This window comes from Bradyrhizobium sp. 149 (assembly GCF_023073915.1).
In the GTDB taxonomy this organism is placed as follows: Bacteria; Pseudomonadota; Alphaproteobacteria; order Rhizobiales; family Xanthobacteraceae; genus Bradyrhizobium.
This window is the reverse complement of sequence record NZ_JADPKK010000022.1, coordinates 1,221,991-1,246,946: the sequence shown is the minus strand read 5'-3', so window position 1 is coordinate 1,246,946 and position 24,956 is coordinate 1,221,991. Positions and strand designations below refer to the sequence as shown.

The window sequence follows — 24,956 nt, the reverse complement described above, 5'->3', positions numbered from 1 at the left end:
TGGGAAGGGAAGGCCGTCCCTCCCAACCTGATCCCAAGGCGGATATGGGGCTAGCCGGAAGGCTCCGCAATCACCAGATGAGGCTTGATCAGGCGCATTTTCCCTGCCAAACGCTGCCGCAATGTCCGACATCGCCACCACAGCCGAATCGACGGCCCGTTCCCCGCTTGCCGCTGAGGTGTCGCGGCGGCGCACCTTTGCGATCATCTCGCATCCGGACGCCGGCAAGACGACGCTGACCGAAAAGCTGCTGCTGTTCGGCGGCGCCATCAATCTGGCCGGTCAGGTCAAGGCCAAGGGCGAGCGGCGCAACACGCGTTCGGACTGGATGAAGATCGAGCGCGAGCGCGGCATCTCGGTCGTGACCTCGGTCATGACTTTCGAGTTCGAGGGCCTCGTGTTCAACCTGCTGGACACGCCGGGCCACGAGGACTTTTCGGAAGACACCTATCGCACGCTCACGGCGGTCGATTCCGCCGTCATGGTGATCGACGCCGCCAAGGGCATCGAGGCGCGCACCCGAAAGCTGTTCGAGGTGTGTCGTCTTCGGGACATCCCGATCATCACCTTCATCAACAAGATGGACCGCGAGAGCCGCGACGTCTTCGAACTCCTCGACGAGATCGAGAAGACGCTGGCGCTCGATACCACGCCAATGACTTGGCCCGTCGGCCGCGGCCGCGAATTCCTCGGCACCTACGACGTCGTCAACGGTGGCGTGCGCCTGCTCGAAGGCGGCGGCGCCAAGACCGGCGCGGCGCAGCAGATCGAGATCGCCGAGCTCGCCAAGCTCAACGCCAATCTCGATGTGTCAGCGGTCAAGGACGAGCTCGATCTCGTCACCGAGGCTTCAAAGCCGTTCGAGCTCGAAGCGTTTCGCGAGGGCCATCTGACGCCGGTCTATTTCGGCAGCGCGCTGCGCAATTTCGGCGTCGGCGACCTGCTGCAAGGCCTCGGCAAGTTCGCGCCCGAGCCGCGCGCGCAGGAGAGCGACCAGCGCAGGGTCGAGGCCACCGATCCGCGCATGAGCGCCTTCGTGTTCAAGATCCAGGCCAACATGGATCCGAACCACCGCGACCGTATCGCCTTCGCCCGTCTATGCTCCGGCAAGCTCAGCCGGGGCATGAAGGCGAAGCTCGTGCGCACCGGCAAGAGCATGCCGCTGTCGAGCCCGCAATTCTTCTTTGCGCAGGACCGTTCGGTGGCGGACGAAGCCTATGCCGGCGACGTCGTCGGCATTCCCAACCACGGCACGCTGCGCATCGGCGATACGCTGACCGACGGTGAGGATTTCAACTTCGTCGGCGTGCCGAGCTTTGCGCCGGAAATCGTCCGCCGCGTGCGTCTTACGGATGCGATGAAAGCGAAGAAGCTGAAGGAAGCGCTTCAGCAGATGTCGGAAGAGGGCGTGGTGCAGGTGTTCCGCCCGCGCGACGGCGCGCCCGCGTTGGTTGGCGTGGTCGGCGCGCTTCAGCTCGACGTGCTGAAGGCGCGGCTGGATGCGGAATATTCCCTGCCGGTCGAATTCGAGGTCAGCGAGTTCCAGCTTGCGCGCTGGGTCGCCTCGGACGACCGCAAGAAGCTCGATACCTTCATCGCTGCCAACACGTCGAGCATCGCCGACGATGTCGACGGCGATCCCGTCTATCTGGCGCGGAACGAGTTCTATCTCGGCTACACCAGGGAACGTGCCGAGGGTATCGAGTTCACCAACGTCAAGGACGTCAAGAAGAAGGGCTAAGCGCGCGAACAGGTCGAACGCGAGCACGTGAACGCGCGCGGACTTGACACGTTCACTGACAATACCACGTTCTCCTTGTGGTCTTGTGGGTTCGCATGATGTGGCGCGGCATCCTTGTATTTCTCTTGCTGGCGATCTCGACGATCGCCGCCGACGCGCGGCCCCGGCAAATCAACCCGATTCCGTTTTCGCACGAGCCGTGCAGCGTGCTGGACGGTCGGCCCTGTACGCCGTCCTATTGCAGCCCGCTCGAGCTTGGTCCCTGTATTCCCGAGATCGACTATCCCTACGGCCAGAACCTCCAGCTCACGATCCAAAGCGTGCCAGCGGAGGCCGATCGCGCCAAATATCAAAAGCCGGATCACGATCTCGATACGATCGGCGATCTCTTCGCCGAGCTGCGCACCTGCTGGTCGCCGCCATCGGACCATGCGCGCGCGGGCATGCAGATCGCCGTGCGTTTCAGCTTCAACAAGTCGGGCGGCCTAATCGGCGCACCGCGCCTGACCTTTGCGACCGCGGGCGTGCCCGCCGAGACGAGAACCACCTACCTCAATGCGATCAATTCATCGTTGAACGCCTGCTTGCCGCTGAAATTCACCGGCGGTCTTGGGGGTGCCATCGCCGGGCGGCCGATCGCGATCCGGTATGTCGACAATCGCGAGATCGGCAAGTAGCGCATCAGTTGCGACCCGCGGCCAATCGATGATACGCCATGGGCTGGGGCGCTGGTTGAGGGGAGAATCTGGTGGGTCTGCTGGTCATGATCCTGGGGCTTGCGCTGTTTTTTGCGGCGCATGTGTTCACGACGAAGCGCGACGCGCGCGCGCGGGCAATCGCAACACTGGGCGAGGGGACCTACAAGATCTTCTATTCGCTTGCCTCGATCGCAGGGCTCGCGTTGATCATCTGGGGCTTCGCGCATTATCGTGCGACGGGCTGGATCGATGTCTGGTATCCGCCGAAGGCGCTGAAGCACATCACGGTCGCGCTGATGTTGCCCGCGGTCGTCCTGGTGGTTGCGTCCTATCTGCGCGGCCGCATTTATGCGACGCTGAAGCATCCGATGCTGGCCGGCATCAAGCTGTGGGCGGCGGCGCATCTTCTGGCCAATGGCGACCTAGGCTCCATCATCCTGTTCGGCTCCTTCCTGGGCTGGGCGGTGTATGACCGCATCACGCTGAAGCGTCGCACCGATGGTGGCGGTCCGCCGATTCCGGTGGGCGGCGTCACCAACGATCTGATCGCGGTGGTGGTTGGAATCGTCGCATATCTGGCGCTGGCCTTTGCCTTCCATCCCGTCGTGATCGGCGTTCCCGTGATGGGCGGCTAGCCGATCAGCACAAGACAGGACCGGCATGCCCATGCGCGGAAGGTAACAAGAGCAACAAGGCAAGGGCATCCCGATGGATTGGTCGCAATCTCAGATTCCGCCGATGCGGTTCGAGGCGCGCTTTGGCGATCGGGTGTTACAGGCATTTTGCGATCGGCCGCCGAGCCTCTGGGCGATGATTGCGGACACCTGCGCCCGCAATCCCGATGGCGAAGCGCTGATCTCGGGCCATGTCCGTCTGAGCTGGCGGCAGGCCGCGGAGCAGGCTGCGCGGATCGCGGCGGGCTTTCGCAAGCTCGGCCTGCAGCGCGGCGATCGCGTCGCGATCCTGCTCGGCAATCGGGTCGAATTTCCGCTGCTGCTGTTTGCTGCCGCGCATGAGGGGCTCGTCGCGGTGCTGCTCAGCACGCGCCAGCAGAAGCCCGAAATCACCTATGTCCTCACCGATTGCGGTGCCAGAATCCTGATCTACGAGGCGGCGCTCGCGGAGCGTCTGCCGGATGCGCGGGACGTGCCCGAACTGGTCCACCGCATCGCCGTCGACGACGATCCGGCTCTGTCGCGTTTCGCGGTGCTGGCAGACAACGCGCCGGCGCCGGCGCCGGTCGAGACCAGCGAGGAGGACACCGCGATGATCCTCTACACCTCGGGAACGACGGGCAAGCCGAAGGGCGCGATGTTGGCCCATTGCAACATCGTCCATTCCTCGATGATCTTCGTGTCCTGCCTGCAATTGACGCAAGCCGACCGTTCAATCGCGGCGGTGCCGCTCGGCCACGTCACTGGCGTCGTCGCCAACATCACGACGATGATCTGCTGCGGCGGCGCGCTGATCATCATGCCGGAGTTCAAGGCTGCCGAATATCTCAAGCTCGCCGCGCGCGAGCGCGTCACCTATACGGTGATGGTGCCGGCGATGTACAATCTCTGTCTGCTCCAGCCCGATTTCGAGAGCTACGACCTGTCGAGCTGGCGCATCGGCGGCTTTGGCGGCGCACCGATGCCGGTTGCCACCATCGAGAAGCTCAAGGCGATCATTCCCGGCCTCGCGCTGGCGAACTGCTACGGATCGACCGAGACGACGTCGCCGTCCACGATCATGCCGGGCAAGTTGACGGCAAGCCATATCGACAGCGTCGGCCTGCCGTGTCCGGGTGCGCGCATCCTGGCAATGGGGGCGGACGGGCGTGAGTTGCCGCATGGCGAGATCGGCGAACTGTGGATCCAGAGTGCCTCGGTCATCAAGGGCTATTGGAACAATCCGAAGGCCACGGCCGAAAGCTTCACCAGCGGGTTCTGGCATTCCGGCGATCTCGGCTCGGTCGACGCGGAGGGATTTGTCCGGGTGTTCGACCGGCAGAAGGACATGATCAATCGCGGCGGCCTGAAGATCTATTCGGCCGAGGTCGAATCCGTGCTGGCCGGCCACCCGGCCGTGGTCGAGAGCGCGATCGTCGCCAAGGCCTGTCCCGTGCTGGGCGAACGCGTTCACGCCGTGGTGGTGACGCGCGTGGCGGTGGACAGCGAGGCCTTGCGCGCCTGGTGCGCGGAGCGGCTGTCCGACTACAAGGTCCCGGAAACCATGATGATCACCGCGGAGCCGTTGCCGCGCAACGCCAATGGCAAGGTGCTGAAGCGGCAGCTGCGAGAGCTTCTGGGAACCTGAGCCGGGCAGGCGGACCTCCGGGCGATCCCGGGTGGTTAACGCCTTGATCCGGCTCGCTTTGCCTTGCCACCGCCATATCGTTAGGGTACCCCGCCGCCACGTGGGGGACGGGATTCCTGACGCGAACGCTTTGGCGCGCGCTCCCGGGCGGGCATGGGATTGGCATAAGTGTCTGAATTATTTGACGAAGTCGACGAGGAAGTCCGTCGCGAACAGCTCAAAAAGCTGTGGGATAAGTATTCTATCGTCTTCATCGCCCTGATGGTGCTGATCGTCGCCGCCGTGGGTGGCTGGCGCGGTTACCAGTATCTGGAGGCCAAGAAGGCGGCAGAGGCCGGCGCCGCCTTCGAGAAAGCCGCCGAGTTGTCCGATCAGGACAAGCACGCGGAGGCCGAGACGGCCTTCACCGAGCTCGCCGCCAAGGCTCCGTCGGGCTATCGCACCCTGGCGCGGCTGCGTGCTGCCGCCGAGGCGGCGGCGCGCGATCCCAAGGCGGCCGCCAAGCTGTATGACGACATTGCCGCCGACCGCAGCGTAGGCGGCGAGTGGCAGGATCTGGCAAAGATCCGCGCCGCTGGCCTCCTGCTCGACAGCGCGTCCTATGCCGACATGCAGCAGCGGCTGGAAGCCTCCACCGCGCCCAAATCCACCTTCCGCCATACTGCCCGCGAGATGCTGGCGCTGTCGGCCTGGCGCAACAACGACATGACTGCGGCCCGCAAATGGCTCGACGCGATTGCCGAGGACGGCGAAACGCCGCCCGGCCTGCGCTCGCGCGCCGAGGCGCTGCAGGCCCTGCTGCCGCCCGTCGCCAAGAGCTGAGCAAGAGCTGACGGCCCCGAGAGCTGAGACGAGATACCGATATGCGCCGCACGCCACGCTTGATCGCAGCCGCCGTCCTGATCGCCTTCGCCGGCGTCCTGGGCGGTTGCTCCAGCTTCGATCCCAGCGACATGCTCGACTTCCTGGATACCAAGAAGAAGCTGCCGGGCGATCGCAAGCCCGTGTTCCCCGAAGGCGTGCCGGGCCTCGAACAGGGTGTTCCCAAGGATATGTACAAGGGCGCGCAGCAACAGCCCGATCCGAACGCGCCTGCCGTTGCGGCCCTGCCCACGGAGCCTCCGTCCGAGCCGGCCAAGCCGGCGAAGGGTGCCAAGTCGAAAAAGACCAGGCAGCCGGCCACCGCCGCAGCCGGGCCGGCTGAGGCGCCCGCCGGCGAGGTCGATGGCGAGGCCCAGCCCGAGGCCGCGCCGCCCGCGGCCGCTCCGCCGCCCAGGCAGAAGATCGTGCGCAAGCGCACGACCGCGCCGCCGCCCGATCAGCCCGTCCAGCAGGCGCAACCGACCCAGACCACCCAGCAGCAATCGCAGGGCGCCTTCCCGGCGCCGATGCCGAGCGGCAGCTTCTCGCGCTAATTATTTCATTTCATTGACAGGCGCAGCTCCGGCAGCGCACGAATGACCCATGTCCTTTAAGATTGCCATTATCGGCCGGCCCAATGTCGGCAAGTCGACGCTGTTCAACCGCCTGGTCGGGCAGAAGCTCGCGCTTGTCGATGATCTGCCCGGCGTCACCCGCGACCGCCGCGAGGGGGAGGCCAGGCTCGGTGATCTCGATTTCACGATCATCGATACCGCCGGCCTCGACGAGGGTGCCAAGGGCTCGCTGACCGCCCGCATGCAGGAGCAGACGGAGGCCGCGATCGCACAGGCCGACGCGCTGTTCTTCGTGATTGATGCGCGCGCGGGCCTGACGCCAAACGATAGCGCCTTTGCCGATTTCGCCCGCAAGGCCGACAAGCCGGTGCTGCTTGTCGCCAACAAGAGCGAAGGCAAGCATGGCGATGCCGGCGCGATGGAGGCCTTCGCGCTCGGCCTCGGCGATCCCATCCAGATATCGGCCGAGCACGGCGAGGGCATGGGTGAGCTCTACGACGCCCTTAGAGTGCTGATGCCGGAGCCTGTCGAGGAGGATGAAGTCGAGGACGACGAGCCGCTGACTGAGGAAGAGGCCGCCACGCGTCCGATCCGGGTCGCCATCGTCGGGCGGCCGAACGCCGGCAAGTCGACGATGATCAATCATCTGCTCGGCGAAGAGCGCCTGCTGACGAGCCCGGAGGCCGGCACCACGCGCGATTCCATCGCGGTCGAGATCAACTGGAAGGGCCGCGAGTTTCGCGTGTTCGACACCGCAGGTCTGCGCCGGCGCTCGCGGATCGAGGAGAAGCTCGAGAAACTCTCGGTCGCCGACGCCCTGCGCGCGGTGCGCTTTGCCGAAGTCGTCGTGATGATGATGGATGCGCAGAACCGCTTTGAGGAGCAGGATCTTCGCATTGCCGACCTGATCGAGCGCGAGGGTCGCGCTGTCGTGCTCGCCGTCAACAAATGGGACCTGATGGAGAGCAAGGGTGGCGGTGCAATCTCGAACCTGCGCCGCGATGCCGATCACTCGCTCCCGCAGATCAAGGGCGTGCCGATCGTCGCCGTCTCCGGCTTGATGGGCGAGGGCATCGATCGATTGATGCAAGCGATCCAGGATGCCTATGCGCTCTGGAACAGGCGTGTGTCGACCGCGGCGCTGAACCGCTGGTTCGAGGAGGCAGTCCAGGCCAATCCGCCGCCGGCCGTGTCCGGCCGACGACTCAAGCTGAATTACATCACGCAGACCAAGGCCCGCCCGCCGAGCTTCGTGCTGTTCTGCTCGCGCGCGGACGCGGTGCCGCAGTCCTATCTGCGCTATCTCGTCAATTCCCTGCGTGAGGCCTTCGAGCTGCCGGGCACGCCGGTGCGTATCACCCTGCGCGAGAAGGCCAATCCCTTCGCCCACAAGCGCAAGCGGCCGTCGTGAGCGACGATGCCGGCGAGGCGATGGCGCAGGGCGCTGCGCCGGCCCGGCGCGGCGCGGTCGCCTTCATCTTCGTCACCATCCTGCTCGACATGCTCGCGCTCGGCGTGATCATGCCGATCCTGCCAAAGCTGATCGAGAGCTTCGTCGACAACGACACGGCGCATGCGGCCCGCATCTTTGGCCTGTTCGGCACCGCCTGGGCGCTGATGCAGTTCGTGTTCTCGCCGGTGCTCGGCGCGCTGTCGGATCGCTTCGGGCGGCGGCCGGTGGTGCTGCTGTCCAATTTCGGGCTCGCTGCCGACTATGTGCTGATGGCGCTAGCGCCGTCGCTGGTCTGGCTGTTCGTCGGCCGTGTCATCTCAGGCATCACTTCGGCCAGCATCTCGACCGCCTTTGCCTATATTGCCGACATCACGCCGCCGGAGCGGCGCGCAGCGGTGTTCGGCAGGATTGGCGCTGCCTTTGGCGCCGGCTTCGTGCTGGGCCCGGCGCTGGGCGGTCTGCTCGGCGATATCGATCCGCGCCTGCCGTTCTGGGCGTCGGCGGCCCTCAGCTTCGCCAATGCGCTCTACGGGCTCTTCGTCCTGCCGGAATCGCTCGCGCCCGACAAGCGCGCGGTGTTCCGCTGGCGAAGTGCCAGTCCGGTCGGCGCGCTGCGTCTGTTGCGATCCAATGCGGTGCTCTCCGCCTTGTCGGTCGTCAACTTCATCGCGCAGGTCGCGCATGTCGTGCTGCCCTCGACCTTCGTGCTCTATGCCACCTATCGCTACGGCTGGGATTCGAAAACCGTGGGGTTGACGCTGGCGATGGTCGGCATCTGCGCCATGGTGGTGCAGGGGCTTGCCATCGGCCCGATCGTGCGCGCGCTCGGCGAGAGAAACGCATTGTTGCTGGGACTGTGTTGTGGGGCGCTCGGATTCGTGATCCTCGGCGCAGCGCCGACCGGACCGCTGTCCTGGCTCGGCATTCCCGTCTTGGCGCTGTGGGGCATCTCGGGTGCCGCCTCGCAAGCGCTGATGACGCGGCTGGTTGCGCCCGATCAGCAGGGCCAGCTGCAGGGCGCGACCGCGAGCGTGCAAAGCGTGTCGCAGCTCGTCGGGCCGTTCCTGTTCACGCTGACCTTTTCCTATTTCATTGGCGCCAGCGCGCCGCTTCATCTGCCCGGCGCGCCGTTCCTGCTCGCGGCGGTGCTGATGGTGGTCTGCGTGGCGATCGCGGTGCGGTCGCTGGGTGGGATCAAGCCGGTCTCGTAGTCGCGTAGGGCGGGCAAAGGCGCACAAGCGGCCGTGCCCACCATCTCTCCGCGACTTCAAAGGGCGGTGGGCACGCTTCGCTTTGGCCACCCTACGGCAGCGTTTTGTAGAGCCCCAAACGTGAATGCCCGGGACAAGCCCGGGCATGCCGTTGTTGGAGCTAAATGCGACCGCTACGCGGTCACTTCTTCACCAGCGGACACTCGCTGTCCTTGAGCGGCTTGGCTGCGTCTTCCGCAGCGATCGTGGCGATCTGCTTGTAGTAATCCCACGGGCCCTTCGACTCCTCGGGCTTCTTCACCTCGAACAGGTAGGCCGGGATGAGGCGGCGTCCGTCCTCGCGCAGCGGGCCCTTGCCGAACAGCGGATCGTCGGTCGGCAGCTCCTTCATCTTGGCGACGACCTTGGCGCCGTCATGCGGGTTGCCGCCGAGCGCTTCCATGGCCTTGAGATAGTGCAGTACCATCGCGTAATTGCCGGCCTGAGTCATTGACGGCATCGCGTTCTTGCTGGCCAGTGCGGCGAAGCGCTTCGACCAGGCGCGGGTCTGGTCGTTCATGTCCCAGTAGAAGGACTCAGTGAAGGTCAGGCCCTGCGCGGTCTTTAGACCCAGCGAATGCACGTCGTTGATGAACAGCAGCAGCGCCGCGAGCTTCTGACCGCCGGCGACAATGCCGAATTCGGCTGCCTGCTTGATCGCGTTGGTGGTGTCGCCGCCCGCATTAGCGAGGCCGACCACCTTGGATTTGGAGGATTGCGCCTGCAGCAGGAAGGAAGAGAAGTCCGAACTGTTGATTGGATGCTTGACACTGCCAAGCACCTTGCCGCCATTCGCCGTCACGACAGCCGTGGTGTCGCGTTCCAGCGCGTGACCAAAGGCATAATCGGCGGTAAGAAAGAACCAGGTGTCGCCGCCGGCCTTGGTCAGCGCCTTGCCGGTGCCGTTGGCGAGCATGTAGGTGTCGTAAGTATAGGAGATCGTGTTCGGCGTGCAGGCCTTGCCGGTCAGATCGGCGGAGGCGGCGCCGGAATTCAGCAGTACCGCATTCTTCTCCTTGATGAGGTTGCTGACCGCAAGCGCGACGCCGGAGTTCGGCGTATCGGCGATCGCATCAACCTTCTCGTTGTCGATCCACTGCCGGGCGATATTGACGCCGACGTCGGGCTTGTTCTGGTGATCGCCGCTCAGCACGTCGATCTTCCAGCCCTTCTTGAGCAAGCCGGAATCCTCGACGGCCATCTTGATTGCGACCACGGAGTTCGGGCCGCCGATGTCGGCATAAAGGCTCGACATGTCGTTGAGCACGCCGATCTTGACGGACTTGTCTTGGGCGAAGGCGGATGTGGCAAAGCCGAAAGCGGCACAGGCCAGAAGGGCCGCGGAGCGGCGCGCGAACGTCGTCGTCATAAAGGGTTTCCTCCATTGTCAAACATGCGGACGGCTCTCTTGATCGGGAGCCTTGTTCCGGCTGATGGCTCTACCGTGTCCCACGACCGGCGGCAATGCGCCTAAAGCCGGATGACGCTGCGTCGGTGCGTCATCCGTCAGTTAACTTTTGGGCAAAATGCGTCGAGACGCTATTTCAGCGCGTCCGATGTCAGCTTGAATTTCTGAATGCGCTTTCCGGTGTCAACCTCGGCGGTATAGACGTTACCCTTGGCATCGATCGCCATGGCATGCACCCAGTGGAATTGTCCGGCATTGCGGCCGCTGTGCCCGAAGCTGCCGACCACGCTGCCGTCCTCGCGCTTGATGACCCTGATCTCGTTGTTTTCGCCGTCCGCACTGAGCAGCCAGGTCTGCTTCGGATCGGGCCAGATCGCGATATCCCACACGGCACCGTTGCCGAGCGTATTCTTCTCGAAGAAGAACTCCTTCACGAAGGTACCATCCTTCTTGAAGACCTGGATGCGGTTGTTGATGCGGTCGCAGACGTAGACGAGCCCGTCATTGGCGAGCTTCACGCAATGGACGGGATTGGCGAACTGCTGGGCAACCGGCGCTTTGGGATCGTACGGCGCCTGCTTCTCGTCGTTCGGTTTGTTGCCGTAGGCGCCCCAGTGCCGCTTGTAGGCAAGCGTACTTGCGTCGAATACGATGACGCGGCGGTTGCCATAGCCATCGGCGACGTAGATCTCGTTCGCGTTCTTGTCGATCGCGGTTTCGGCGGGCTTGCCGAGTTGCGTCGTGTCGTTGCTGCCGAGACTCGGCGCGACTTTGCCAATCTGGGCCACGAACTTGCCGTCGAGCGTGAATTTCAGGATGGCGTTGTCGTTGTCGGCATTGCCGCCGACCCAGACGAAGCCGCGCTCGTCGACCTCGATGCCGTGCTCGCGGCCGACCCATTCATAGCCTTCGCCCGGACCGCCCCAGGATCGCAGCAGATTGCCGTCGCTGTCGAATTCGAGCACCGGCGGTGCTGATACGCAGCATTTGGAACGCGGCGGGGTGAGGCTCGCGCCCTTCTCGTCATCGGTGAGCGAGCGCGGGCGATGGATCACCCAGATGTGCCCCTGCCAATCGACCGTGATGCCGCCGACTTGGCCGAGGATCCAGTTGTTCGGCAGTGGCTTTGGCCAGGAGGCATCGACCGCGAAGGTCGGGACGTCGCCGGCGGTCGCGGTGCCCGGAAGCACAAACGCCGAGGCCGCGATCAGGATGGAAAAGGCGTAAGAGACATTTGCGAGTGCACGCGTGAAGCCTGCGCGATCATGCCATGGCGCCATGACGACCTCCCTTTATTGGCTTGCGGCTTGCTGCCGCTTGAGCGCGGGCAGTCAATCGCGGGGACGCCGTCAAGTCAATCAGGCCGGCGAGCGGAAGCTCATCAGGCTGCGGCTCTTGTAGTCGTAGAACTTGCCGGTCTCGGTCCAGTCCGGTGCGCACATCGGCACGATGAATTCGGCGACCTGCTCGGGCGTCTCCAACGTCGCCGGGTCTTCGCCGGGCATCAGCGTGGCGCGCATGCGGGTGCGCACCGGGCCGGGATTGAACAAATTGACGCGCAGCTTGGTATTTGCGGTCTCCTGCGCCCAGGCGCGCGCCAACGTTTCCAGCGCCGCCTTGGAAGCGGCGTAGGGGCTGACATAGGCGGTGGCCTTGTTGGCCGCGCCCGAGGTGATGAACACCGCGCGACCGGCGTCGGACTGCTTGAGCAGCGGCTCCATGCAGCGGATCAGCTGGAAGTTCGCGGAGACGTTGACGGCCATCACGTCGTTGAAGGTCTTCAGCTCGATATGGCCGACCGGCGAGGAGGGCCCAAGCACGCCGGCATTGCCGACGAGGATGTCGAGCTTGCCGTAGCGTTCGTGCAGGCCGGCGCCAAGCCGCGCGATGCCGTCGGAATCGGTGAGATTGAGCGGCACCAGCGTGGCGCTGCCGCCGTCCTTGCGGATCTCGTCGTCGAGCTCTTCCAGCCCGCCCTGGGTGCGCGCGACCGCCACGATATGCGCGCCGGCCTTCGCCAATGCGATGGCCGTGGCATAGCCGATGCCGCGCGAGGCGCCGGTGACGAGAGCGATGCGGTTGGCGAGGAGTTTTGTCATGGCCGGGTTTTACAGACGTCGATGGCCGGGACAAGCCCCCATCGCAGAGTCATTCCGGGGCGGTCCGCAGGACCGAACCCGGAATCCAGAGGTTGCAAGACCACATCGAGATCCCGGGTTCGATGCTTGGCATCACCCCGGGATGACGGCTGCGCCGTCAGCTCGCCTCCGCCAGCAGCGACAATTGCCGCGGCTGCTGCTCGGTCTGGGTCTGGTCGGTGAGGTGGGTCGGATACGCGCCGGTGAAGCAGTGATCCGAGAACTTCGGATTGGCGGGGTCGCGGCCCGGCTCGCCCATGGCGCGGTACATGCCGTCGATCGACAGGAAGGCGAGGGAGTCGGCGCCGATGATCTCGCGCATCTCATCGAGGGAATGAGTCGCCGCAAGAAGACCGCCGCGGTCCGGCAGGTCGATGCCGTAATAGTCGGGATAGAGGATCGGCGGCGAGGCGAGGCGGAAGTGCACTTCCTTGGCGCCGGCATCGCGCATCATGCGCACGATCTTCTTCGAGGTGGTGCCGCGCACCAGCGAGTCGTCGATCAGAATGATGCGCTTGCCTTCGATCGCGGCGCGGTTGGCCGAATGCTTCATGCGCACGCCGGATTCGCGGATCGCCTGCGTCGGCTGGATGAAGGTGCGGCCGACATAGTGGTTGCGGATGATGCCGAGCTCGAACGGTACGCCGGAATGCTGGCTGTAGCCGACCGCGGCGGGCACGCCAGAATCCGGCACCGGCACCACGACGTCGACGGGCACGTGGCTCTCGCGCGCGAGCTGCGCGCCGAAGGCCTTGCGTACCTCGTAGACCGAGCGGCCGTGGACGATGGAGTCGGGACGGGAGAAGTAGATGTATTCGAAGATGCAGGGGCGCGGCGCGATCGGCGGGAACGGCTTGTGAATGTCCTGCCCGTTCTCGTCGAACACGATGACCTCGCCCGGCTCGATGTCGCGGACGAAGCGCGCGCCGATGATGTCGAGCGCGCAGGTCTCGGAGGTCAGGATCGGGCAACCATCGAGCTCGCCCAGCACCAGCGGGCGGATGCCGCGCGGATCGCGCGCGCCGACCAGCTTCTTGTTGGTCAGCGACACCAGCGCGTAGGCGCCCTCGATCTCGCGCAGCGCGTCGATATAGCGCTCGATGAAGCGGCTGCGCCTGGAGCGCGCGACCAGGTGCAGGATCACCTCGGTGTCGGTGGTCGACTGCATCATCGCGCCGTTCTTCACGAGCTCGCGGCGCAGCGTCAGGCCGTTGGTAAGATTGCCATTATGGGCGACCGCGAGGCCGCCGGCATTCAGTTCGGCGAACAGGGGCTGCACGTTGCGCAGGATGGTCGCGCCGGTGGTGGAATAGCGGACATGTCCCACCGCCATTGTGCCGGGCAGGCGGTCGATCACCTCGCGGCGGGAGAAGGTGTCGCCGACGAGGCCGAGGCGGCGTTCGGAATGAAAGCGGCCGCCGTCATAGGAGACGATGCCGGCGGCTTCCTGGCCGCGGTGCTGAAGGGCGTGGAGGCCGAGCGCCGTGATCGCGGCGGCGTCGGGGTGGCCGTAGATGCCGAAGACGCCGCATTCCTCGCGCAGCGTATCCCCTTCCAGATCATCCTGAAGCTCTAGCGCGGCCGGGCCGAGATCAAGTTGGGCGTCCTGGTCAGGGTTTCGCATCTCGTCCGAGCCTCTCTTTACGGCTTGATCAACGCGCCGCGGGTTTCTCGATCAGCTTCTTAAGGCTGTCACGAGCCGGTTTGCTGTATCCGTCGCTGCCCGGAGGCTGCTGCTCGGAATCAGTCTGCTCGTCATCTGGTTTGTTTTTCTTGAATCTCTTCAAGATGGTGTTCTCGGGGTCGTCAGGCAAGAGGGCCATCAGCCAATCGCCGGTTCCCTGCAGTACCACCCGGGATTTGGCCGCCGTGACCCAGTCCGGGCGCTGCTTGTCCGGCACCAGCCAGGTGAAGAACAGGAAGGCGACCACGACGATCAAAAGCCCGCGCGCCAGCCCGAACAGGAAGCCGAGGGTGCGGTCCAGCGCGCCGATGCGCGAATCCAGGATCATGTCGGAGATCCGGACCGTGATCACGGAGACCACGACCAGGGTGCCAACGAACACGCCGGCGACCACGACCACGCTCGCGACGGTGTCGTTGTTGAAATAGGTCTTCGCCGTCGGCAGCAGCTTCGAGAATGAATAAAGCGTCACGATCGCCGCCGTGCCCCAGGCCGCGATCGACAGGATTTCGCGCATGAAACCGCGAACCATGGCGAGCAGGCCCGAGATCAGCATCACACCGAGCAGGATCAGGTCGAGGATGGTTACTGGCATCGGCTGGTCTGGTCCGCTCGTACTTCAAGGTGCTCAGCGAATCGGTGCTTGGCCGCCGCCCTAAGTGAGGGCCAGACGACGTTCCCGGCAAGGCCGCAACCACGCAATCCCATGCTGCTTTTGTGACGGCTGTATAGCGGCGGGGACGGGGAACGTCACCTCCACCTAACCCTCTCCACGGCGGAATCTTGCCGGTGTGGCATTTTTCTCTGCCGGCGCGCTCGAGTCGCCTCGCCGGGAGCCGCGCGCGGCGATCTCGGCGACCAGCGTCGTCAGGCTGTTGATCGCGTTCAGCGTGAGTCCGGCATCGCCACTGGCTTCGCCCCGGGCCGATTCGGGCAGCACGGCGCGCTGAAAGCCGAGTTTTGCCGCTTCTTTCAGCCGGGCCGGGGTCTGCGCCACCGGGCGCACCACGCCGGATAGCGAGATCTCGCCGAAATAGACCGCATCGGTGGGTAACTGCGCATTAACCAGAGAGGACACCAGCGCCGCCGCGGCGGCCAGATCGGCCGCCGGCTCGTGGATGCGCAGGCCGCCCGCGACGTTCAGATAGACGTCGTGGCCGGACAGCTTGACCCCGCAATGGGCCTCCAGCACCGCCAGCACCATCGACAGCCGGCTCGGATCCCAGCCGACCACGGCCCGGCGCGGGGTGCCGAGCGAGGTCGGGGCCACCAGCGCCTGCAATTCGACCAGGAGGGGCCTCGTGCCCTCGATGCCCGCGAAGACGGCGGTGCCGGGCGTGCCGAGATCGCGCTCGGACAGGAACAGCTCCGAGGGGTTGGTGACCTCGCGCAGGCCAAGCCCGGTCATCTCGAACACGCCGATCTCATCGGTCGGGCCGAAACGGTTCTTCACGGCGCGCAGGATGCGGAATTGCTGCGAGCCTTCGCCCTCGAACGACAGCACCGCATCGACCATGTGCTCGACCACGCGCGGGCCGGCAATCTGGCCGTCCTTGGTGACATGGCCGACCAGGATGATGGCCGCGCCCGTCTTCTTGGCGAAGCGGATCAGCGCCTGCGCCGAGGCGCGCACCTGGGTGACCGTGCCGGGCGCGGATTCTACCGTGTCGGTCCACATGGTCTGGATCGAATCGATCACGATCAGCCGGGGCACCGCGCCCTCCGACAGCGTCGAGACGATGTCCTCGACGGAGGTTTCAGCGGCGAGCTGCACCGGCGCGTCCGACAGCCCGAGCCGCTCGGCGCGCAGCCGCACTTGGGCGATGGCTTCTTCGCCCGAGATGTAGACGATGCGATGCCCGGCGCGTGCCATCAGGCTGGTCGCCTGCGTCAGCAGCGTCGACTTGCCAATGCCGGGATCGCCGCCGACCAGCAGCACCGAGCCGCGGACAAAGCCGCCGCCGGTGACGCGGTCGAGCTCGGTCATGCCTGAGGACAGGCGCGGTGCGTCCTGGGTTTTTCCGGCCAAGCTCTCCAGCGCGAACGTCCGTCCCTTGCGCTTGGAGCGGATCGACACGGGAATGCTGCCGGTCGTGTCCTCCTCGGCGAGCGTATTCCACTCGCCGCAGGACTCGCACTTGCCCTGCCAGCGGTTATAGGCCGCGCCGCAGTTCTGGCAGACGAAGGAAAGCGTGTTCTTGGCCATGGGGAGGCGAGTCCAGGGGTTTCAGGTTTGCTGATAGCACGGAATGACGGGTCGAGAGAGTGAGCCCGGCCGCACTGGGAATATCGCAATTCGGCACGCCTGATACACCCTTTGTTAGCTCTGTGCCGCCGCACCCGACCGAGCTTTGCCAAATGTTAGCGGACGCGGGTCCAGTTTCGGAACCGATGCGGATGGCGAAACGAATGACGGTATTTTTGCGGATATTGCTCGCTGTGGGCATGGCCTGCGGCGGGCTTGCGCCGATGCGCGGCGCTGTTGCAGCCGACGCGAAGCGTCTCAACGTCGTCTTCGTCAATCCCGGCAAGACCGGCGAGGTCTATTGGGACATGGTCTCGCAGACTATGCAGGCCGCCGGCCGCAAGCTCGGCGCGCATGTCGAGGTGCTGAGCAGCGAACGCAATTACCGCACCATGCAGGAGCTCGGGTTCGGCGTGGTGGCACGCAGCGACAAGCCCGATTTCCTCATTCTCTCGAACGAGGAATCCGCCGCCGTCCCGATCCTGGAGGCGGCCGAGGCCGCGGGGGTCAGGACGCTGCTGCTCTCGAACACGCTGATCGGCGACGACGCGGCTCGCCTTGGACCGCCGCGCCAAAAGCTCAAGACCTGGCTCGGCGACATCACGACGGATCTTCAGACCGCGGGCGCGCGGATGGCCAATGCCCTGATCGGCGCGGCGCGTGCCGAAAAATGGCAGAGCCGGGACGGCAAGATTCACATTCTCGGCATCGGTGGCGACGAGATCACGCCCACCTCGATCGCCCGCAACGCGGGTCTCAAGCGCGCGGTGGAAGCCGCGCCCGACGTCGTGGTAGATCGCATGCTGTTCGCCAATTGGACGCAGTCGGAAGCCGAGCACGTCACCACGAATTATCTGAGCTGGGCCGCGCGCAAGGAGATCCGGCCTGCCGGCATATGGGCCGGAAACGATCCGATGGCACTGGGAGCGCTCAAGGCCATCGCAGCCGCGGGCATCGCTCCCGGGCAGGACATCCAGGTGGTCGGTCTTAACTGGTCGGAGGATGCGCTGCGCGAGATCAAGGCGGGCCGCATGCTGCTGACGGACGGCGGGCATTTCCTGCTCGGCGGCTGGTCGATCGTTCTCCTGCGCGACTACGCCGACGGCTGCGATTTCGCGGCTGCATCGCCCCACGTCGAGGTCAAGACGTCCGCGATCACGCGCGACAACCTCGCCGCGGTCGGCGACCTCATCAAGACGCGCGCTTTCGACCGGATCGATTTCGCGCGCTTCAGGGCCAAGGCAGGGCACTGCGGCCAATACGACTTCTCCATCGATGCGCTCATCTCGTCGCTGCCGCTTCCTGAAGGCGCTGCTGACTGATGCGAAACGATGGCGACATGACCGATCCGGATTGCAAGCAGCAGGCCGCGCCGCCGCGCTTGCGCTCGGTCGTCCGCGCGATGATCTGGGCCACCGTGCCTGTTCTGTTGCTGGTGCAATTGCTCGCCTCCGCCGGCGTCGAGGCCTCGAGCTTCTGGTCGCAGATCAGGCAGCTCGACGCCCGCATCGCCCGCGTCGCCGAGAGCCGCGCCGAGCTGATCGCCGAACCGCTCTGGAAGATGCGCTACGACCAGGTCACGAGCGTGCTCAACGAGATCATGCACGACGAGACCATCGCCGCGGCGGCCGTCTACGACGATACCGGTACAGCGATCGCCCGCGTGGTGGCGCGCTCGGCGGGGCAGGCGGTCGCGGAGATCTCGCGTCCGATCAACTACAGCAACGGCAACATGGCCGTCCAGGCCGGCCGCATCGCGATCGCCTATTCGCATGCGGCGCTCTACGCGGACACGGGCAGCCGGCTGGTGCTGCTGCTGGTCGTCGGCCTCTTCGCAACGTTTGCGACCCTGATCGCCATGCGGATCTCCGCCAACATCTTCATCGGCAGGCCGCTGGCGGCAATGATGTCCGCGATCCAGCGCAGCAAGCAGGACGGCCGCGCCTATCCGGCGGACGTCAAATCCTCCAACGAATTCGGCCAGCTCGCGCATGCCTTCAACGCCATGCAGCACACGACCTCGGGTGCGCTGGACCGGCTCGGCCACATGGCCGCGCACGATCCACTCACGGGGCTGCCCAATCGCCGCTCGCTGTCCGAGCACCTCGTGACCCTGAGCCACGATGCCGGCTCGCCGGACGCGCTGATCGCGTTCTGCTTCATCGATCTGGACGACTTCAAGGGTATCAACGACACCTTTGGCCATGATGCCGGCGACAAGTTCCTGGTGCACATTTCCGATCGCCTTCGCGGTGCGGTCGAACCGCAGGATTGGGTGGCCCGGCTCGGCGGCGATGAATTCGTGGTCATCCGCCCCGAGGTCAGCAATGAAGAGACCGCGCAGAGATTTGCGCGCCAATTGCTGGACACGATTTCCGAGCCGATCCGGCTGCATGACAAGCAGGTCGTGCCGCGCGCCAGCATCGGCCTTGCCGTGCGACGCGCCGGCGATCCCGAGCTTTCGCACTTGCCGGCGCTCGCCGACATCGCGCTCTACCATGCCAAGACCAAGGCGCCCGGCACCGTCGCCGTGCTCGACGAAGCGCTTCAGCGCGACTATCGCCGCCGCCGGGATCTCGAGCTTGCCATTCCCGCAGGCTTCGCCGAAAGGCAGTTCGAGGTCTGGTATCAAAGCCAGGTCGATCTCGAAAGCCACGACGTCGTCGGGCTGGAAGCGCTGATCCGCTGGCGCCACCCGGAACGTGGCCTGATCGGTCCCGGCGAATTCTTGCCGCTGATCGAGCGCAGCGGCAACAATGGGCGGCTGACGCGCTACGTACTCACCGACGCCTGCCGCGCCCTGCAACATCTGGCGGCGGCCGGCAGGCCGCATATCCGGATCGCGATCAATCTGCCGCCGTCCGAGCTCGCCGACCATTCGCTGGCGGCCGAGCTGCGCGCGACCTGCGCGCGTTTCGATGTCGCGGCGTCATTGCTGGAACTCGAGATCACCGAGGGATCTCTGATCAACAACATGGCCAGCGCATCCGAGACGCTGCACCGACTGCGCCGGCTGGGCGCCACCATCGCGCTCGACGATTTCGGCACCGGCTACAGCTCGCTCGCCCATCTCAGGCGGTTTCCGCTGGACAAGGTCAAGATCGACAAGGCGTTCATCAGCGAGATCCCTGACAGCGCGGAAGACAAGGCGATCGTTGGCGTCATCGCATCGCTCGCCGGCACGCTGGGGCTCACGCTGGTGGCCGAAGGCATCGAGCGCGCCGAGCAGGCCAAGGCGATGCGCGAGATGGGTGTGAGGCTCGGGCAGGGCTTTCTCTATCATCGGCCGCAGCCACTGGAGGCCGTGTTGCTATGGCTCGAGGGACAGCCGGCACACGGGAGCCGCGTCCTCGAGGACAGCCCGTCGATCGCGCCCGAATTTGCCGTCTGAGCGCGGCGCGGCTACGGCTGCGCCGCATTCCACAGCATGGAGAGGCCGGCGGCGATCATGATCGCGTCCATCACCAAGCGGAACATCTCGGGCTTCAGACGCAGCACGAAGCGCTTTGCGATGAAGGCGCCGGCCATCAACGACGATCCTGCGACCAGGCCTTTGACGAACACGTCGCCGGTCAGCGCGCCGAAACGTTCGAAGGTCACGGATTTCGCGACATAGAGCCCGAGTGAAGAAGCCGCCTCGGTCGCGAGGAAGGCGCCCCTGGACAGGCCGTAGAACAGGAACAGCGGCACGCTGAGCGGGCCGGTCGAGACGACGATGCCGGTGAGATAACCGATGACGGCGCCGCCGATCGCCAGATGCCAGAGTTTGGCCTTGAGATCGTGCCGCGCCAGCCAGTGCCGCACCGGCACCATCGCGATCAGGAAGACGCCGATGGCGAGATCGACGGCGTGCGAGGGCAGGGCCAGCAGCGTCCGCGCTCCGAGCACGGCGGCCGGAATGCCCGTGACCGAATAGGCCGCGCAGGCTCGCCAATCCACCTCGCGCCACCAGGCCAGGATCCGCGAGAAGTTGGCCATGACGGCGGCCACCGCCATGATCGGCACGGCCTCCTTCGGTCCATAGGCATAGACCAGCACCGGCATCAGCATGATCGACGAGCCCGTGCCGACGATGCCTGAGATGGTGCCCGCGATGAGGCCGACGATAAGGACGAAGAGGAAGGCCAAAACGCTCTCCACGAATCGCGAGAGTTTAGCCGTGGCCAACGGCGCGGGCGATCCGCGACAGGCGAGGGAACCCCGCTGCGCTCGGATCGGCCTTGGTTGGTGGCGGCTTTACAAAAGTTGGGCGTTAACCACGGCCGACGGTTCCAGTTTGAACGAAATCGCTTCGAAGTTTCTTAAATCTTGCTGGTTACTTCTTCCGGGCATGATGACCTGGGGAAAGCTATGAGGAAGCGGGCGAAACGTGGAAAGGCAGAGACGCTCGCACTGCCAATGGCAGCGAGAGTTGCAATTGGCGCCGTGGCCGTCGCCACCTTGGGCTACGCTTTGCTGTCCCGCCCGGCGACCGTGCAGCAGTTTGGCAAGCCGTCCGCGCACGAGGCCCAGGCGTCGTCAACTCCGGTTTACGTGTCGCCTCCAGTTCGTGCCGCAGCGCCGGCTCCGGCGCCGGTCCCTCTGGTCGAACCGCCGAAAGCCGCTGAAGGTGCCGGAGCATTTGTTCGGCAGGTGGTTGACTACGCCAGCCGCCAGGCGCCGGGCACCGTGATCATCGATACCAAGAACACCTTCCTCTATTTCGTTCTGAACGACGCGCAGGCGCTGCGCTACGGCATCGGTGTGGGCCGCGAAGGTTTCACATGGTCCGGTGAGCAGACGGTGGCTCGCAAGGCCGAATGGCCGGATTGGCATCCGCCTGTGGAGATGGTCTCGCGTCAGCCTTATCTGCCGCGGTTCATGGCAGGCGGTCCCGGCAACCCGCTCGGCGCTCGGGCGATGTATCTGGGAGAGACCGAATACAGAATTCACGGCACCAACAAGCCCGATACGATCGGAAAGCGGGTTTCCTCCGGCTGTATCCGGCTGACCAATGAGGACGTCGTGGACCTCTATGAGCGGGTGAAAATCGGAGCGAAAGTGATCGTGCTTCCGACAACCGTTGCCCGCCGACCACCCCAGGGAGCGCCGGCCGACGCCGCTTTCCGATTGCCGGACGCGGCATCGCCGTCGAACCGGTCCTCGGCAATCAACACGCAGATGCCGTCACCTGGACCGAAGATCGCTGAGGCCCAGTAACTCATCCTCCGTCCTCGGTGTGCAACGGAGGACAAGGAGGCAATTCAATTCACCTTCAGCGGAAATTCGGTCGAGCTTGTGATAGGCATAAGCATTTATGGCCTGTAGGGCGAAGGACAGACCTCCTCTCCCGCAGAATTTCTCCGGCAGGGCTCAGTCACCCTGATTGTGGTGTGAGTATAAGCGTAGCTCAGAGCTGCGCCGATGAGGCCAGCACCAAAGATTGCAACTAGCCATCGCGTCTTCATGCCTTCGACTTCCCGAACAGGCGCGTCGGTGGGCTGCCCTTCATATCAAAGCGAAGCCGGAGGTCTCTCCTCTTGGCTCTTTATCATGCGCTGCAGCGATCTTTCTGCAGTTCGGGGCAGACCGGAACTAGCGGCGCTTGTCAAACCGGCGCTGTTGACCCGGTGCGGACATCCGATAGGGATCGAACGGGATCGCGATAATCGTAAATTGTTAGAAGACTTTATGAGAAAGTTGGAAAGACGCTTCGCTTATAGGCAGTAAATGAGCTTTGTAATGAGCCGCCGTTTTTGGGTGTACATAGGGTTTTTAGGCGTGGCCACCCTAGTAGCGCTTGCTTGGCCACCCTCACTCCTGTTTGGCATTTTTCTTGGTGTAGTTCCCGGTGTCATCCTTTCGATAGCGCCGACCCTTCTGATGTACTCACTGTTCTGGTGGATCACGCGTGCCCTTCTGCGAAAACTTCCAGTCAGGGACTCTCAATCTCGCGCGTTTAGGGTTGTCATCGCCGTACTCGGCGGCGTGATCGTCGCAACACCGGCAGTGTTAATTCCACGCCTGATCAACATGCAAGCCCATGATGCCGCCGTCCGAATGCAAACGGACGACTTCGAACCAGATAAACCGATAGTTCTTCCGGCAACTATTGCTCTCATCATTGATGGTAACTACGAGTGGTCTCGAAAGAGGCCGGCATGCGACACACTTTGTGTTCGGCTCCTCTTCAACTCAATGGTCGCTCGCGTAATTGCGGTGGACCCTTCTCACGACAATTCCACAAGCGCATTTTGGATTGAACGACGTGAGACTTGTCCAGACCGCCCAAACCTCAAGTTTGATGTGGCGTGGATGACTGATTTTCCTCTAATTCGAGGCGACACGCTCAATGATCGTGTGAGGGATCGCATCGCTCACGGCGAATGTTTGATCGAGGGCGACGGCCGGCCAGAAGATGCCGCTGCAACTGTTGCGTACCGACATGTCCAAAGAGGCACCGGCACTTTTGAGCACCCATGGTCTATTTGGCCCGGCCCGCCTGTGGTCAATCGGCTTGAAATTTTAGATGCCAATGGAGTGCCGCTCTATCGGCGCACCGAAGTAGTGACTATCGCAATGACAACGCCATTAATGGTGGAGACCAGAGCTGGCCTCTTAACAACGGCGACCTATGCCGGATGGGCGCGTTACCGAAAGACGCTTGGCCAGATCGGGCCAAACGGCCGAGACGTACTTCCCTACGTTTTCCCTGATGCAGCGAAGAAGCCTGAAAAACATCAACAATGACCTTGGCAAAGGTGCGAGGTCGGGTTGATGCGGTTGAGGTCCTTGTGTCGGCTTGTGGCCCGTTGCTTCCCTTGACGCGATATAGCTACATGTCGGTTCTTAGAGGCCGAGCGGAAGTTTGCGGTCGAGCTCAAAAAAAATGCGATTGGGCCAACCGCGGACGTCTTCGCCACAATAGCACAATAGGTGATGTCAGATGATCGCCTTAGCGGACTCTTAGGAGAGCCGGGCCGCTCGCCGGCTTGCAGTGGTTTCCTGAGTTGCAGTTTGGCGCGACGCTGACGGGCGGCCGAAATATGACGGCTTCGCTGAAAAGTTCTCGACGCCGGCGGCGCAATGGAATTCATGGATGGTGACATCCTGCCAGTGTTTTGCCCGACGAGTCAAACTTGATTTCGGAATATGCGTAACCCATTGATCCGACAGCGGTCGGCTACTGTGCATGGGGTTGTTTTTCGTGTTTTTGCGGAGGTGGCCCGGCAAGTCGGTGCTCCCAGCACATTGGGCAGGCCAGCTGCGCGCTGCTGACAGCATGTTGGCAGCAGGGGCGGGCTACGACCATCTCCTGACAAAACGGAGAGCGGGTCATGCGAATCGAGGGAAGCTGTCATTGCGGTGAGACGGTGTTCGAGGTGACGGAGGCGCCCTCCAGCGTGACCCGCTGCACCTGTTCGCTCTGCGCCAAGCGCGGCGCGTTGTGGGCCTATTACACGCCGGCGCAGTTTCGGCTGCTGTCGCCGGCGGAGAACGTCGCGACCTATCTCTGGGGCAGCCGCAGGGTCAAACATCATTTCTGCGCAAGCTGCGGCTGCGGCACCTATTCGGAATCGCCGGACTGGTCGAGCGGCAAGCCCGATTTCGACAATCCCAGGGTCGCCGTCAACGCGCGCCTGTTCGACGAATTCGATCTGGAGGCCGTGCCGGTGAACATGATCGACGGCAAGAATCTCTGGTGAGCATACGATCTCACGCATGGCTGCTGCACGTCCGTCCTCTTGAGGCACTCTTGAAAGGCTGATTTGTTTCCGGCCCGACACAGGAAAAGGGAGGAAGCCGATGATGCGTCTTTTCGCGCGAGTGATGCTCGCGATGTGTCTGGCCGTTGCAGCCGGCTTCAATGCACAGGCGCAGACCAGGCCCAAGGTCACGACATCAGGACCGGATTTCCCCAAGGCTGCGCTGTTCGTCGGCAACAGCTTCTTCTACTACAACAACGGCATGCCCGGGCATCTCTCCTTCATGGAGCGGGCTGCGGATCCTGAAAACAAGCTGGCCTATCGCAACACGATGGCGACGATCGGCGGCTCCGGCCTCGATTGGCACGATATGGACAATCTGCTGCGGCCGAACGGCATCGGCGCCTATTCGTTCGACGAGCAGAATAACGTCGTTTTCAACAAGCCGGGCCGGCAGTTCGAGGCCGTCGTGATGATGGATTGCAGCCAGTGCCCGATCCATCCGCAATTGAAGGACGCGTTCGCGACCTTTGCGAAGAAGGACAGCGAGATCGTCCGCGCGCACGGCATGCGGCCGGTGCTGTTCATGTCCTGGGCTTATGCCGACAAGCCCGAGATGACGGAAGCGTTGGCCGAGGCCTATACGACCGCAGGCAATGCCAATGATGCGCTGGTGATCCCCGCAGGCCTTGCTTTCGCGCGCGTGCGAAAACTCCAGCCGGAGCTCAATCTGTATGCGCCGGACAAGCGGCACCCCAGTCCCGCAGGCACATATCTGGCGACCTGCGTCACGTTCGCCGCGCTGACGGGCCGCTCGCCGGTCGGCAATACCTACACGATGGGGCTGGACGCGCTGACGGTGGAGCTTCTGCAAAAAGCAGCGTGGGGCACGGTGCAGGAATATTACGGGCGTTGAC

The 24,956-nt window shown here is 64.1% G+C and carries 21 protein-coding genes; 14 read left to right on the top strand and 7 right to left on the bottom strand.

The genetic code is table 11. The annotated features are described in order from the left end of the window. The first annotated feature begins 121 nt into the window (after positions 1-121). The 8 genes from IVA88_RS23635 to IVA88_RS23600 all read left to right on the top strand — a co-directional run bounded on the left by IVA88_RS23635 (position 122) and on the right by IVA88_RS23600 (position 8,840). On the top strand, positions 122-1,741 hold the full coding sequence (locus tag IVA88_RS23635; protein ID WP_247499561.1) for a peptide chain release factor 3: 1,620 nt from the start codon (positions 122-124) through the stop codon (positions 1,739-1,741). 98 nt (positions 1,742-1,839) lie between these two features. Beyond that, on the top strand, positions 1,840-2,418 hold the full coding sequence (locus IVA88_RS23630; protein ID WP_247500397.1) for a hypothetical protein: 579 nt from the start codon (positions 1,840-1,842) through the stop codon (positions 2,416-2,418). Positions 2,419-2,489: 71 nt separating this feature from the next. Next, positions 2,490-3,074: an NnrU family protein gene (locus IVA88_RS23625; protein ID WP_247499560.1), complete on the top strand. Its 585-nt coding sequence runs from the start codon at positions 2,490-2,492 to the stop codon at positions 3,072-3,074. A gap of 73 nt (positions 3,075-3,147) precedes the next feature. After that, positions 3,148-4,740, top strand: coding sequence for a class I adenylate-forming enzyme family protein (locus tag IVA88_RS23620; RefSeq protein ID WP_247499559.1), 1,593 nt, complete (start codon positions 3,148-3,150; stop codon positions 4,738-4,740). 168 nt (positions 4,741-4,908) lie between these two features. Then, positions 4,909-5,562, top strand: a complete 654-nt coding sequence (locus IVA88_RS23615) for a tetratricopeptide repeat protein (RefSeq protein WP_247499558.1) — start codon at positions 4,909-4,911, stop codon at positions 5,560-5,562. 41 nt (positions 5,563-5,603) lie between these two features. Further along, positions 5,604-6,155 carry a hypothetical protein gene (locus IVA88_RS23610; RefSeq protein ID WP_247499557.1) on the top strand — a complete coding sequence of 184 codons (552 nt, stop codon included), beginning with the start codon at positions 5,604-5,606 and terminating at the stop codon, positions 6,153-6,155. Positions 6,156-6,204: 49 nt separating this feature from the next. Beyond that, the gene (gene der, locus IVA88_RS23605) at positions 6,205-7,587 is read left to right on the top strand and encodes a ribosome biogenesis GTPase Der (protein WP_247499556.1); all 1,383 of its coding nucleotides are present in this window, start codon (positions 6,205-6,207) and stop codon (positions 7,585-7,587) included. Beyond that, positions 7,584-8,840, top strand: a complete 1,257-nt coding sequence (locus IVA88_RS23600; RefSeq protein WP_247499555.1) for a TCR/Tet family MFS transporter — start codon at positions 7,584-7,586, stop codon at positions 8,838-8,840. The genes der and IVA88_RS23600 overlap by 4 nt, the downstream gene beginning before the upstream one ends. A 181-nt stretch (positions 8,841-9,021) precedes the next feature. On the opposite strand, the gene IVA88_RS23595 is transcribed toward IVA88_RS23600, so the two are convergent. The 6 genes from IVA88_RS23595 to radA form a co-directional block, all read right to left on the bottom strand. Further along, positions 9,022-10,248 carry an ABC transporter substrate-binding protein gene (locus IVA88_RS23595; RefSeq protein ID WP_247499554.1) on the bottom strand — a complete coding sequence of 409 codons (1,227 nt, stop codon included), beginning with the start codon at positions 10,246-10,248 and terminating at the stop codon, positions 9,022-9,024. A 170-nt stretch (positions 10,249-10,418) separates the two neighbouring features. Continuing rightward, complete coding sequence (locus IVA88_RS23590) at positions 10,419-11,567, bottom strand: hypothetical protein (RefSeq protein ID WP_247499553.1); 1,149 nt, start codon at positions 11,565-11,567, stop codon at positions 10,419-10,421. A gap of 78 nt (positions 11,568-11,645) precedes the next feature. After that, a complete protein-coding gene (locus IVA88_RS23585) occupies positions 11,646-12,386 on the bottom strand; it encodes an SDR family NAD(P)-dependent oxidoreductase (RefSeq protein ID WP_247499552.1) in 741 nt (246 codons plus the stop codon). 157 nt (positions 12,387-12,543) lie between these two features. Next, positions 12,544-14,049, bottom strand: a complete 1,506-nt coding sequence (purF, locus tag IVA88_RS23580; protein ID WP_247499551.1) for an amidophosphoribosyltransferase — start codon at positions 14,047-14,049, stop codon at positions 12,544-12,546. Between the two features lie 28 nt (positions 14,050-14,077). Further along, complete coding sequence (locus IVA88_RS23575) at positions 14,078-14,704, bottom strand: CvpA family protein (RefSeq protein WP_247499550.1); 627 nt, start codon at positions 14,702-14,704, stop codon at positions 14,078-14,080. 165 nt (positions 14,705-14,869) lie between these two features. Further along, entirely contained in the window at positions 14,870-16,315 is a 1,446-nt protein-coding gene (radA, locus tag IVA88_RS23570; protein WP_247499549.1) for a DNA repair protein RadA, read from the bottom strand. Positions 16,316-16,518: 203 nt separating this feature from the next. On the opposite strand from radA, the gene IVA88_RS23565 reads away from it, so the two are divergent. Both IVA88_RS23565 and IVA88_RS23560 read left to right on the top strand, forming a co-directional pair. Next, positions 16,519-17,676: an ABC transporter substrate-binding protein gene (locus IVA88_RS23565; protein WP_247499548.1), complete on the top strand. Its 1,158-nt coding sequence runs from the start codon at positions 16,519-16,521 to the stop codon at positions 17,674-17,676. Continuing rightward, positions 17,676-19,745 carry an EAL domain-containing protein gene (locus IVA88_RS23560; RefSeq protein WP_247499547.1) on the top strand — a complete coding sequence of 690 codons (2,070 nt, stop codon included), beginning with the start codon at positions 17,676-17,678 and terminating at the stop codon, positions 19,743-19,745. Before IVA88_RS23565 ends, IVA88_RS23560 begins: the two co-directional genes overlap by 1 nt. 11 nt (positions 19,746-19,756) lie before the next feature. Here IVA88_RS23560 and IVA88_RS23555 read toward each other — a convergent pair whose 3' ends face one another. Then, complete coding sequence (locus IVA88_RS23555; protein ID WP_247499546.1) at positions 19,757-20,482, bottom strand: sulfite exporter TauE/SafE family protein; 726 nt, start codon at positions 20,480-20,482, stop codon at positions 19,757-19,759. Between the two features lie 222 nt (positions 20,483-20,704). Between IVA88_RS23555 and IVA88_RS23550 the strand changes: the two genes are divergently transcribed. The 4 genes from IVA88_RS23550 to IVA88_RS23535 all read left to right on the top strand — a co-directional run bounded on the left by IVA88_RS23550 (position 20,705) and on the right by IVA88_RS23535 (position 24,955). Continuing rightward, positions 20,705-21,553 (top strand): L,D-transpeptidase, encoded by an 849-nt coding sequence (locus tag IVA88_RS23550; protein WP_247499545.1) that lies wholly within the window; start codon positions 20,705-20,707, stop codon positions 21,551-21,553. A 522-nt stretch (positions 21,554-22,075) separates the two neighbouring features. Continuing rightward, positions 22,076-23,083 carry a DUF4407 domain-containing protein gene (locus IVA88_RS23545; protein WP_247499544.1) on the top strand — a complete coding sequence of 336 codons (1,008 nt, stop codon included), beginning with the start codon at positions 22,076-22,078 and terminating at the stop codon, positions 23,081-23,083. A gap of 587 nt (positions 23,084-23,670) precedes the next feature. After that, positions 23,671-24,039: a GFA family protein gene (locus IVA88_RS23540; RefSeq protein ID WP_247499543.1), complete on the top strand. Its 369-nt coding sequence runs from the start codon at positions 23,671-23,673 to the stop codon at positions 24,037-24,039. A 100-nt stretch (positions 24,040-24,139) separates the two neighbouring features. Continuing rightward, positions 24,140-24,955, top strand: coding sequence for a hypothetical protein (locus IVA88_RS23535; RefSeq protein ID WP_247499542.1), 816 nt, complete (start codon positions 24,140-24,142; stop codon positions 24,953-24,955). Position 24,956: the final 1 nt, after the last annotated feature.